This window comes from Arthrobacter nitrophenolicus (assembly GCF_000332815.1).
GTDB classification, from domain to species: Bacteria; Actinomycetota; Actinomycetes; order Actinomycetales; family Micrococcaceae; genus Arthrobacter; species Arthrobacter nitrophenolicus.
In genome coordinates, this window is the sequence record NZ_AOFD01000091.1 from 1 (window position 1) to 10187 (window position 10187).

Here is a 10187-nt window from a genome sequence, read left to right on the forward strand (position 1 = left end):
GCGCTCCGGACGCCCGGCCACCGGCCAGCGCACTGCTGCCGGTGCCGGCCGCTCAGGCGGCCAGCGCTCCGGCTCGGGTGCGTCCAACGCGGGCGGCAGCAAGGCTGTCTGGTCCTCGAACACCGGCGGAACGTCCGGCGGCTCCTACGCCGGCAACGGCGGCGGTTCAGGCCGTCCCGCCCGCAGCGGTCCCCGCCGTGCTTCGGCTCCGGCGTCGAACGAACGCCGTGGCCGCTAGCACTAAGTAGGTTTCGACAGGCTCAACCACCGGTGGTTGAGCCTGTCGAAACCCTTCACCAGCCCCGGGCGCGCCACTCCTCCAGGTGTGGCCGCTCGGCGCCGAGCGTCGTCGGCTTTCCGTGGCCGGGATGCACGACGGCGGCATCCGGGTAGGTGCCGAACAGCCGCTCCGTCACGTCGGACAGCAGCTGGTTGAACCGCTCGGGATCCTTCTGCGTGTTGCCGACTCCGCCGGGAAAGAGCGAGTCGCCGGAGAAGATGTGGACCGGGCCTTCCGGGTCCTGGAAGACAAAGGCGATCGAGCCCGGCGTGTGTCCGCGAAGATGGACAGCCGTGAGTTCGAACCCGTCCACGCCAACCATGTCCCCGTGCCCAAGGCGGCGGTCCACCGGAACGGGCAGCGCCTCGGCGTCGTCCGCCCCTGCGGCGGTGGGCGCGCCGGTCGCTTCAACCAGCTCCTTGAGCGCCCGCACGTGGTCCCAGTGCTGGTGGGTGGTGGCGATCAGCGCAAGGCTGGGCGCGGCGGAGGTGTCCGAAGCCCCGTCCGCCAGCAGCTGCCGGATGGCGGGCGCATCGTCGGCCGCGTCGATCAGCACCTGTTCACCGCTGGCCTTGGAGGTCAGCAGGTACACGTTGTTGTCCATGTCGCTGACGGAGATGCGGCGGATGGTCAGGGCCGGCAGGTCATGAAGAAGTGAGTCCATGGGCTTCAGTCTAGGGACCGCGGTCCGCGGGACGGGCTATTCCCGGCCCTGGGACACCCAGGTGGGATCGGCTGAACGGGAGCCGACGACGGCGTCCGAGGCCCGGCCCAGCGCGTCCAGTTGGGCGGGGCTAAGGTCCAGGGCGAGGGCGCCCAGGTTCTCATCGATCCGGTCCCGCTTGCGGGTGCCCGGGATGGGGACCACGGGAAGGCCCAGCCGCCTGCCCTGCACCAGCAGCCAGGCCAGGGCAACCTGCGCCGGCGTTGCACCCAGCTCATCGGCCACCGCCCGGACGGCGGCCACCACTGCCTGGTTCGCCGCTGCGGCGTCCGGGGCAAACCGGGGGATGTTGCGGCGGAAGTCGTTGTCCCCCAGGCTCGCGGCGTCCACCGTGCCGGTGAGGAATCCCCGGCCCAGCGGCGAGTACGGCACGAACCCCACCCCCAGGGCGGCGGCGGCAGGAACAACGTTGCGTTCCACGTCGCGGCTCCAGATGGACCATTCACTCTGGACCGCCGCAATGGGGTGGACAGCGGAGGCTTCTTCCAGTTCCTGCGCCGTCACTTCAGACAGGCCCAGGTGCCGGACCTTGCCCTGCTGCACAAGCTCCGCCATGGCCTCCACGGTTTCCACAATCGGAACGTGGAGGTTACGGCGGTGCATGTAGTAGAGGTCGATCACGTCGGTGCCCAGCCGCCGCAGGCTCCGGTCCACGGCCTGGCGGATGTAGGCGGCATCGTTCCGGACGTCCGTATAACCGCCGGCAGGACTCCCCACCAACCCGAACTTGGTGGCCAGTTGGACCTCGCCGCGCCGCTCCCGGAGCAGGCGGCCAATTAATTCCTCGTTGCTGCCCCCGCCGTAGACGTCGGCAGTGTCGAAGAAGCTGACACCGGCGTCCACGGCATGGTGCAGGGTCCGCAGCGCATCCGCAGGGTCCACCTCACCGTAGACGGGGGTCAGGGCCATGCCGCCGAAGCCAAGGGGACTGACGTTCAGATCGTCGCCGAGTTGTACTGCTGGTGCCATCCGTGGCCTCCTTGCTGGTGTGGGCTTGTTTCAGTTCCAGGGGATGATGCGGTCCGCGGCAGGCCGGGTGGCCTGGACCAGTCGGGCGTTGTTCTCGTCCGGTCCCGCCGCCCACGCCTCCGCGGCGGCCTGGTCCATTCCGAACGAGGCATGCCGTGCCGCCAGGCGCCGAAGCCGCAGTTCCTGCGGGGTGTCCACGAACCAGACCTCGTCCAGCTGTGCCCGGACCTCTTTCCACGGCTCCTGCTCGGCGAGCAGGTAGTTCCCCTCCGTGATAACCAGGGGTATCTCGGCGGGGACGGCGATGGAGGCGGCCACCGGTTCGTCCAGGGTGCGCCGGAACTCAGGCGCGTACACCACCGCTTCGTCCCGGCGCGCCAGGCGCCGGAGCAGCGAAAGGTACCCGCCGGCGTCGAACGTGTCGATGGCGCCCTTCCGCTGCCGCAGCGGCGTCCCCTCGATGATGGCGTTGCCAGGTGGAAGCCGTCCATGGGAACCACCACCGCCGTCGCCGGGCCGAACTGCTGCTGGATCCAGGCGGCAAACGTGGATTTGCCCGAGCCCGGCGCGCCGGTGATGCCCAGGATGGTGCGCGCGCCGGGAACCAGGCGGCGCCGCAGGGCATCCATGGCCTGGCTGATCTCGGGGGAGTCCATGGCAAAAGCCTAGACTGCCCGGGCCTCTAGACCGCCCCGGCCTGCATCAGCGGCGGGCGGGCCCGGCAGGTTCCGGGGCCTGCTCGGCGGCGGGCGCCTGCTTCCGGGCCGGGAGCAGCTTCAAGCCGGCGGCACAGGCCACGATGCCGGCGATGAACAGCACCTTGGGCACGCTGAAGGGTTCCACGCCGGTTGCCATCGCCCAGCCCACGGTCAGTGCGGCACCAATGCCCACCCAGATGGCGTAGGCGGTGCCCAGCGGGATGCTGCGGATCGCCATGCCCAGGCCCAGCATGCTCAGGGCGGCGGTGACGATGAATACCAGGGTGGGCAGGGGCCTGGTGAACCCGTCGGAGAGGCCGAGGGCGGTTGCCCAGACAGCTTCGAGGACGGCGGAAGCCAGGAGCACCAGCCACGGAACGGAACGCTTCAGCATCACGCCACCACCTTCAGGCCGACCACGCACGCGGCGATGCCGGACAGCAGGAGCAGGCGCGCCGCCGTCGGGCGTTCCACCTTGGTGGCGATGGCGTACGCCGACGTCAGGACCACGCCGACCCCCACCCAGACGGCGTAGGCGGTGCCGGTAGGGATGGTCTGCATGGCAATGGCCAGGCCGGCGGTGCTGGCCGCGACGGAGACCACGAACAGAAGGGACGGTGCGATCCGGCGGCGGCCTGTTGCCTGGAAGGCGCGGTGCAGGGCTGCGGCCCAGACGGCTTCAAGGGCGCCGGAGAGAAGGAGAATTAGCCACGACATGACAGATCCTTTGGCCAGTCTTGTCGCGTGCCGGGTACTGAACCGTCGTCCGGAGGCTCGGGTGCGGAGCCTTGGTTTCCAGCGTAGCAACGCACGACGGCGGCTGGCCACGTTGGTGGCCAACCTCACCAGCCGCGTACTGGTCCTAGAGCGCGCCGCCTGCGGCTTCCGGGGCGGCGGTGTCGCGGCCGCCGTCGCCGATGGTCTCGCGCGCGATGAAGTTCTCGATGTCGAAGAGGTTGTCGGCCCGCTCCGCAATGTTCAGCAGCGTGGTCATGGACGCCACCTCCTCCACCTGCTCCTTGAGGAACCAGAGCATGAACTGCTCGCCCAGGGCGTCGTTCTCGCTGCGGGCAGCCCGGAACAGGTCCTCGATGTTGCGGGTGACTTCCTTCTCCTGGTTCAGGGCAAGGGCCAGCGGCTCGGTGACTTTGGAGAAGTCGTTGCGCACGGCCGGGACACCGGGGATGGTGAAGGGGATGTCGCGGTCCAGCATGTATTGCACCATCATCATGGCGTGGTTCCGTTCCTCCACCGACTGGCGGTAGAAGTACTTGGCCAGCTGCGGAAGGTCCTGGTTGGCGAACCAGGTGGCCACGGCAATGTACTGCTGGGATGCAGTGAACTCATTGGCGATCTGGGTGGACAGGAGCGCGTTGAACGTTGTTCTGGTCATAGCCTGAGTCTAGGGACGGCGGCCACCGGTAACCAGTGTGGAAAGGCTCGTCTTCCCAAGGCGAGGCTGGCCTATCCAGACGCGCGGATTAGCCCAAGATCAGCCCGGATCAGTCCTCGACCGGGTCGATTGACACCACGGCCAGGAAGCCCCTGCCCAGGACCTCCGGAGTGCTGCCGTCCGAGCCCACCACGGCGTCGTACCGCCCCAGTGCCTCCGGTTCGTGGGTTGCATCGGCCACCGTGGCCTGGCCCTGGAGCAGGACACCCAGCTGCCCGTCCCACAGGGGCTTGGACCGCTTCTTGGAGAGCTCGATGATGGACGTGTATGCCTTGTACGCCCCGGCCCGGGTGATGACGTTGAGGTTCCGGATGTCGCCCGTGGGCAGGGCGCCCGCGGTGGCCGCCCCGCCGTCGAACCGGAAGGGCCGGTACTTTTCCACCGGATGCTCGGCGCCGCCAACGGTCAGCAGCAGCAGGTCCCCCTCGATCACGGTTAAAAGCCGCTCCATCCCCGGGAAGGGTGAGAAGTCGCCGGCCCTGGTGACGTCTGCGATGCTCACCCGCCAGTCCCAGCTTCCGTCCTGGCCGTCCTCCCCGCCGGCCGCCGAGGGCCGGCTGGCCAGCTGGCGCGTCACGCCGCCGCCGTTGCGCCACGGTTCGGCCTTAAGGTCTGCGAAGCGGATGATCTGCATCAGCCCAGCCTAGTTCCCCGGCTGCGCCTCCCGCCGTCGCGCGTCACAGCCTTCCCTGCTACTCTCCTCCGGGGGGTCATCACGAAAACAGCCTGAAGGAGCCGGGAATGTTCGTCAAAGTGTGTGGTCTCAGTACTCCGGAATCGGTCCGCGAAGCGGTTGATTCCGGAGCGGACGCCGTGGGTTTCGTGCTTACCGCCAGTCCGCGGGTTGTCTCGCCGGGCCAGGTGTCCTCGCTCCTGGCGGAGGTCCCGGGCCGGGTCACCCCCATCGGTGTGTTCCGGCATGAGCCGGTGGCCGACGCCGTCGCCATCGCCCGCGCCGCCGGGCTGGAATGGGTCCAGTTGCACGGCGCCCGCACCCGGGAGGACATTGCCACGGTGCACGACGCCGGCATGAAGGTCATCAGGGCCGTCACCATGGATGCCACGCGGCACGAGATTGAAGACTGGGGCGAGGACCTGCTCCTGATCGATGCCGCCGTGCCGGGCTCCGGCGAAACCTGGGACTACGCCGCGATGGCCGAGGTGCCCGAGCTGCAGGGACGCAAGTGGCTGCTGGCCGGCGGACTGGACCCGGAGAACGTGGGCCAGGCAGCTGCGTCCGCCCAGGCGTGGGGCGTGGACGTGTCCTCCGGCGTGGAGGCATCCCGCGGGGTGAAGGACCTGGCCAAGATCCGCGCCTTCGTGCATGCCGCGAAGTCGGACGCCACGGTCTGACGCCGGACCGGGTCGCCGCTTCAGGGGCCGCTGATTTCAGGGTCCGGTCAGGGGCTTCCCCCACCGTGGCGTGGCACCTGCCGGGGGACAATGGATGAATGAAGACGCTGCTCAACATCATCTGGCTGGTTTTCGGCGGCCTCTGGCTCGCCCTGGGATACTTTGTGGCCGGCGTGGTCTGCTGCCTGCTGATCATCACCATCCCGTGGGGCATCGCCTCCTTCCGGATTGCCGCCTACACGCTGTGGCCTTTCGGCCGAACCGTGGTGGACAAGCCGGGCGGCGCGGGCATCTTCCCGATGTTGGGCAACGTCATCTGGCTGCTGGTTGCGGGCATCTGGATCGCCATCGGCCACGTGGTCACGGCCTTCGCCATGGCAGTGACCATCATCGGCATCCCGCTGGCCATCGCCAACCTGAAGCTCATTCCTGTCTCCCTGATGCCGCTGGGCAAGCAGATCGTGCCCACCAGCACGCCGTTCGTGAAGGCCTACCGGTAGCAACCGGCACAGGGGACGGTCAGCGGCGCGGCGGGTTGTTCCGGAACGCGCCGTCCACGAGGATCGCAACGGCATCGCTGTCGTCCAGTTCGGCGGCGATGTCCACGTCCCCGCCATAGCCGGCGCCGGCAAGTTCCCGGCCGCTGGAACAGCCGTGCAGCATCCCGCGGAGGTCCGGCTCGGCGGCTTCGAAGACGGCCATGGCCAGTTCCGCTTCCGGCGCGTAGCCGTGCCTGCCCTCCCGGCCCTCCGCCGCCTCGTAACCGCCCTTGCCGGAGGCTGCCAGGCCGGCGATGAAGGCGCCGGCCCCGATCTGGTCCTCGACGGCGGGGCGCAGGCTTCCATCCGGCCAGCGTTCACCCGCGGCCACCACGGCAATCACGGCGTCCTCCGGAAGGTTCGCCGCCACCCAGTCGGCGGTGGCCGCCGCATTCCGCAGGCAGACCGCGGCCACCAGCGGAACTTCCCGGGCCAGCGCATGGCACAGGGCGGAGCCATTGGGGGAGGGCAGGACCACGCGCCCCAAGCGGTCCGCCGCCCGGAAAGTGGCAGGGGACAGGCTGAGCCCGCCGCCGTCGCGGGGTCCCGCCAGCCGTGCCTGGTGGCGGGCCGCGAAGTCCTCCGCGCTGGTGTCCTTCCAGGGGTACGGAAACACTTCCCCGCCCCGGTCCAGGGCAACGCTGACGCACGTGCCGAAGGACAGGACGTCCACCACCACGGCAAGGTCGGCCCCGGGCGCCACTGTCCTGGCGCCGTCGAGCCCCCACTCCATCCGCACGATGTAGGGGAGTTGCCGGTGCGCGGCGTTCGCGGAATGCACGTGCAGGGTCTTCGACGACGGGGCGTTCATTCCAGTTCACCTTTCAGGTTCCGCTGCGCGGCGTCCAGCCACAGCTCTTTCGCCCGGCCGGTGTGGAAGAGCGTGTCCAGTTCCAGCAGGCGGCGCACGACGCCGGCACGCCCGGCTGCGAAGTCGGCGTCGCCCACGTGGGCGTAGTCCTTCCTCACAGCTGCGAGGTAGCGGGCGTACTCGTCCGGGTCCCCGCCAAGGACCGACAGGTCGGCATCACACAGTAGGGCGCCGGCGCTGTCCCCTGCCTCGGGGCGGTGGTCGCCGGTCAGCCGGACCAGCCGCGCCACCTCTGCCACGTCGGCGTCCGGCAGGCCCGCGTCGCGGAGGCGGTCCTCGGCGAGCCGGGCGGATTCCTCTTCATCCTGCAGGGGAATCCCCTGGTACACGGCGTCGTGGAACCAGGCGGCCAGGAGGACGGTGCGGGGCGGGTCGGCCGGCTCGGTGAGCAGGTCCAGGGATTCGAGCACCGAGAGCAGGTGCGTGCAGCCGTGGTAGTGGCGGTGCGGTTCGCTCCAGCGGTCCAGCAGGTCCAGGAACAGGGCGTCGTGGCCGGGCATGATGGCATCCCAGCGGAGCTGCAGCGGCATCTTGAGCGACTTGTTCCGCTGCCGGGCGGGGATCCGCAGGCCGCTGGAGATCAGCTTGCGGACCAGCATCCTGGCCTCGACGGGCATTGCACCGGCCGCCACCAGTTCATCGAAACGGCGTTCGGGAACGTCGTAGTGGTCGCCGTCGAAGGCCCGTTCAGGGATCCCCGCCGCCGCGGCGAAAGTGTGGAGTTCGGCCAGCGAGGTGTCCGAGACCAGATGGGAGAAGTGCGTGCCGTGTGCAGGCCATAGCGGCGGGTCGATGTAAATGGCCATGCAGGAAGTCTAGTAGTGCCGGGCGGGGCAGCCAGCGGCGGACCGGGGCGGGCAGTAATAAGTCGAAAAAGCGGAGGAAAGGAGTGAATGGTTCCGCAAATGCGCCCTATAGTGGGCGAATGACCATCATCCGCGTCTCCGAGGCCGCGCGCTTCCTCGGTGTCAGTGACGACACCGTGCGCCGCTGGACCGACAACGGTTCCCTCACCCCGCTGCGGGACGACGCGGGCCGGCTCGCCGTCGACGGGCTTGAGCTTGCCCGCCATGCCCGGAAGCTGGCGCAGCTGCCGGACGATCCGCACCGGACAGGCAGCTCGGCCCGGAACAGGTTCATCGGCCTGGTGACGGACATCAAGGCGGACAAGGTCATGGCGCAGGTGGAGCTGCAGTGCGGCCCGTTCCGGGTGGTGTCCCTGATGAGCAGCGAGGCCGTCCTGGAGCTGGGGCTGGAGCCGGGATCCATCGCCACCGCCGTGGTGAAGGCCACCACCGTGATCATCGAAACCCCGCAGGGGAAGGGCGCGCTGTGAGGCGGCAGGCCGGCGTCGTGCTTGCCGCCCTTGTCCTGGCAGCCGGGGTCCTGGCAGCCGGGCTCGCCGGCTGCTCCGGGGGCACCGCCGCTCCCGGCAATTCCACCGGAGGAGCCGGCGGGACCCTGACCGTCTTCGCTGCCGCTTCATTGAAATCCAGCTTCACCGAACTGGCCGGGATGTTCGAGGCGCAGCACCCAGGTACCGACGTCACCCTGAGTTTCGCCGGATCGTCGGACCTGGCCACGCAGATCAGCCAGGGCGCACCCGCGGACGTCTTCGCCTCGGCGGACACCAGGAACATGGATAAGCTGCGGAACGCCGGGCTGCTCGACGGCGACCCGCAGGTCTTCGCCACCAACACCCTTGCCATCGCTGTCCCGCCCGGCAACCCTGCCCGTATCAGCTCCTTTGCCGACCTTTCCAGGACAGGCACACGGCTCGTCACCTGTGCCGTTCAGGTGCCGTGCGGTGCTGCGGCAGCCGCGGTAGCGGAACAGCAGGGGGCGGACCTGGACCCGGTCAGCGAGGAAAACTCCGTCACCGACGTACTGGGCAAGGTGGTGTCCGGAGAGGCCGATGCCGGCCTGGTCTACGCCACGGACATCCGCTCCGCCGGGGACAGGGTGGAAAGTGTCCCGTTCCCCGAAGCGGCAGGGACGGTCAACAGCTATCCGGTCGCCGCAGTGGCCGGCGGGAACACCGCAGCCGCCCGCGCTTTCGTGGACCTGGTGGCCGGCCCCGAAGGCCGGCAGGTGCTGGAACGGGCCGGCTTCGGGGCCGGCGCCCCGTGACGCGGACGGCCTACACAGGCGTGCCCCGCTGGCTCTACGTCCTGGCAGCCCTGGCAGCCCTGGTCATTGTCCTTCCCCTGCTTGCCATCGTCGGCCGGGTCAACTGGGGCAATTTCCTGCCGCTGGTCACCTCGGAGTCCGCTGTCACAGCACTGGGCCTGAGCCTTCGCACCTCGCAGCCAGCACTGTGCTGTGCATCGTGCTCGGCGTTCCGCTGGCCCTTGTCCTGGCGCGCGGACGCTTTCCGCTGCTGGGCCTGCTGCGCTCGCTGGTGCTGCTGCCGCTGGTGCTGCCGCCCGTCGTCGGCGGCATCGCACTGCTGTACACGTTCGGCCGGCAGGGCCTGCTGGGCGGTACCCTGGACGTGCTCGGACTCCAGGTCGCCTTCTCCACCACCGCAGTGGTCCTGGCCCAGACCTTCGTGGCGCTGCCGTTCCTGGTGGTCAGCCTGGAAGGGGCGCTGCGGACCGGCGGGCAGAAGTACGAGGCCGTGGCGGCCACGCTCGGCGCGCCGCCCGGCGTTGTCTTCCGCCGCGTCACGCTGCCGCTGATGCTGCCCGGCCTGGCGTCCGGGGCCGTACTGTCCTTTGCCCGCAGCCTGGGCGAGTTCGGGGCCACCCTTACGTTTGCCGGCAGCCTGCAGGGGGTCACCCGGACCTTGCCGCTGGAAATCTACCTGCAGCGGGAGACGGACCCGGACGCCGCCGTCGCGCTTTCGCTGGTCCTGGTGGCGGTGGCTGTGGCCGTGGTGGCACTCGCCTACCGGCGCCCCCGCAGCAGCGCCCGGCAGGCTTCGGGTGAACGGACGACGGCGGCCGTCCCGGCAGGAGGGGCCCTGCCGTGACATTTTCCTACCACGCAGCCGTGGCTGAGCGGGGCTTCGACGTGGCCCTGGACGTAGCACAGGGCGAAACGCTCGCGGTCATGGGGCCGAACGGGGCGGGCAAGTCCACCCTGCTGTCCACCATCGCCGGCCTGCTCAAGCCGGACACCGGCCGCGCGCACCTCGACGGCCGCGCGCTCTTCCACCTGGACGGCACCACCCGCCGGTGGGCCCCGCCGCACAGCCGGGGCGCCGCCCTCCTCGCGCAGGAAGCCCTGCTGTTTCCACATCTCACGGCCCTGGAAAACGTGGCCTTCGGGCCGCGGAGCGCGGGGGCCGCCCGGCGG

13 protein-coding genes, 3 pseudogenes and 1 riboswitch are annotated in these 10187 nt (G+C 69.7%); of the genes and pseudogenes, 7 read left to right on the top strand and 9 right to left on the bottom strand.

What is annotated here, in order from left to right:
• Window positions 1-238 (top strand): annotated as a pseudogene (locus tag G205_RS19790) (DEAD/DEAH box helicase); the annotation flags it as partial.
• A gap of 55 nt (window positions 239-293) precedes the next feature.
• Here G205_RS19790 and G205_RS19795 read toward each other — a convergent pair.
• The 7 genes and pseudogenes from G205_RS19795 to G205_RS19825 form a co-directional block, all read right to left on the bottom strand.
• Window positions 294-944, bottom strand: a complete 651-nt coding sequence (locus G205_RS19795; protein WP_009359581.1) for an MBL fold metallo-hydrolase — start codon at window positions 942-944, stop codon at window positions 294-296.
• Between the two features lie 36 nt (window positions 945-980).
• Complete coding sequence (locus G205_RS19800; RefSeq protein ID WP_009359582.1) at window positions 981-1973, bottom strand: aldo/keto reductase; 993 nt, start codon at window positions 1971-1973, stop codon at window positions 981-983.
• A gap of 30 nt (window positions 1974-2003) precedes the next feature.
• Window positions 2004-2629 (bottom strand): annotated as a pseudogene (locus G205_RS19805) (nucleoside/nucleotide kinase family protein).
• A gap of 46 nt (window positions 2630-2675) precedes the next feature.
• Window positions 2676-3065, bottom strand: coding sequence for a DMT family transporter (locus G205_RS19810; RefSeq protein WP_009359584.1), 390 nt, complete (start codon window positions 3063-3065; stop codon window positions 2676-2678).
• A complete protein-coding gene (locus G205_RS19815) occupies window positions 3065-3388 on the bottom strand; it encodes a DMT family transporter (protein WP_009359585.1) in 324 nt (107 codons plus the stop codon). Before G205_RS19815 ends, G205_RS19810 begins: the two co-directional genes overlap by 1 nt.
• 9 nt (window positions 3389-3397) lie before the next feature.
• Window positions 3398-3463: riboswitch (guanidine-III (ykkC-III) riboswitch) on the bottom strand.
• A gap of 70 nt (window positions 3464-3533) precedes the next feature.
• Window positions 3534-4064 (bottom strand): ferritin, encoded by a 531-nt coding sequence (locus G205_RS19820; RefSeq protein ID WP_009359586.1) that lies wholly within the window; start codon window positions 4062-4064, stop codon window positions 3534-3536.
• Between the two features lie 109 nt (window positions 4065-4173).
• Entirely contained in the window at window positions 4174-4758 is a 585-nt protein-coding gene (locus tag G205_RS19825) for a HutD/Ves family protein (RefSeq protein ID WP_009359587.1), read from the bottom strand.
• 107 nt (window positions 4759-4865) lie between these two features.
• Between G205_RS19825 and G205_RS19830 the strand changes: the two genes are divergently transcribed.
• The gene (locus G205_RS19830; protein ID WP_009359588.1) at window positions 4866-5477 is read left to right on the top strand and encodes a phosphoribosylanthranilate isomerase; all 612 of its coding nucleotides are present in this window, start codon (window positions 4866-4868) and stop codon (window positions 5475-5477) included.
• Between the two features lie 98 nt (window positions 5478-5575).
• The gene (locus G205_RS19835) at window positions 5576-5977 is read left to right on the top strand and encodes a YccF domain-containing protein (RefSeq protein WP_009359589.1); all 402 of its coding nucleotides are present in this window, start codon (window positions 5576-5578) and stop codon (window positions 5975-5977) included.
• Window positions 5978-5996: 19 nt separating this feature from the next.
• Here the strand turns inward: G205_RS19835 and G205_RS19840 are convergent, their stop codons facing one another.
• A complete protein-coding gene (locus G205_RS19840) occupies window positions 5997-6827 on the bottom strand; it encodes a 2-phosphosulfolactate phosphatase (RefSeq protein WP_009359590.1) in 831 nt (276 codons plus the stop codon).
• A complete protein-coding gene (locus G205_RS19845) occupies window positions 6824-7693 on the bottom strand; it encodes a DUF4031 domain-containing protein (RefSeq protein WP_009359591.1) in 870 nt (289 codons plus the stop codon). The genes G205_RS19840 and G205_RS19845 overlap by 4 nt, the downstream gene beginning before the upstream one ends.
• Before the next feature lie 119 nt (window positions 7694-7812).
• Between G205_RS19845 and G205_RS19850 the strand changes: the two genes are divergently transcribed.
• The 4 genes and pseudogenes from G205_RS19850 to G205_RS19865 form a co-directional block, all read left to right on the top strand.
• Window positions 7813-8223 (top strand): TOBE domain-containing protein, encoded by a 411-nt coding sequence (locus tag G205_RS19850; protein WP_009359592.1) that lies wholly within the window; start codon window positions 7813-7815, stop codon window positions 8221-8223.
• The gene (gene modA / locus G205_RS19855; protein WP_009359593.1) at window positions 8220-9017 is read left to right on the top strand and encodes a molybdate ABC transporter substrate-binding protein; all 798 of its coding nucleotides are present in this window, start codon (window positions 8220-8222) and stop codon (window positions 9015-9017) included. The genes G205_RS19850 and modA overlap by 4 nt, the downstream gene beginning before the upstream one ends.
• Window positions 9014-9861: pseudogene (locus G205_RS19860) on the top strand (ABC transporter permease). The gene modA and the pseudogene G205_RS19860 overlap by 4 nt, the downstream one beginning before the upstream one ends.
• Window positions 9858-10187 (top strand): ATP-binding cassette domain-containing protein (locus G205_RS19865; RefSeq protein ID WP_009359595.1); only part of this gene is annotated, 330 nt, incomplete at its 3' end. The pseudogene G205_RS19860 and the gene G205_RS19865, both read left to right, overlap by 4 nt.

Excerpts from the sequence above, each read along its gene's own strand:
- G205_RS19795 (WP_009359581.1), bottom strand. The coding sequence starts at position 944 with ATGGACTCACTTCTTCATGACCTGCCGGCCCTGACCATCCGCCGCATC.
- G205_RS19800 (WP_009359582.1), bottom strand. The coding sequence starts at position 1,973 with ATGGCACCAGCAGTACAACTCGGCGACGATCTGAACGTCAGTCCCCTT.
- G205_RS19810 (WP_009359584.1), bottom strand. The coding sequence starts at position 3,065 with ATGCTGAAGCGTTCCGTTCCGTGGCTGGTGCTCCTGGCTTCCGCCGTC.
- G205_RS19815 (WP_009359585.1), bottom strand. The coding sequence starts at position 3,388 with ATGTCGTGGCTAATTCTCCTTCTCTCCGGCGCCCTTGAAGCCGTCTGG.
- G205_RS19820 (WP_009359586.1), bottom strand. The coding sequence starts at position 4,064 with ATGACCAGAACAACGTTCAACGCGCTCCTGTCCACCCAGATCGCCAAT.
- G205_RS19825 (WP_009359587.1), bottom strand. The coding sequence starts at position 4,758 with ATGCAGATCATCCGCTTCGCAGACCTTAAGGCCGAACCGTGGCGCAAC.
- G205_RS19830 (WP_009359588.1), top strand. The coding sequence starts at position 4,866 with ATGTTCGTCAAAGTGTGTGGTCTCAGTACTCCGGAATCGGTCCGCGAA.
- G205_RS19835 (WP_009359589.1), top strand. The coding sequence starts at position 5,576 with ATGAAGACGCTGCTCAACATCATCTGGCTGGTTTTCGGCGGCCTCTGG.
- G205_RS19840 (WP_009359590.1), bottom strand. The coding sequence starts at position 6,827 with ATGAACGCCCCGTCGTCGAAGACCCTGCACGTGCATTCCGCGAACGCC.
- G205_RS19845 (WP_009359591.1), bottom strand. The coding sequence starts at position 7,693 with ATGGCCATTTACATCGACCCGCCGCTATGGCCTGCACACGGCACGCAC.
- G205_RS19850 (WP_009359592.1), top strand. The coding sequence starts at position 7,813 with ATGACCATCATCCGCGTCTCCGAGGCCGCGCGCTTCCTCGGTGTCAGT.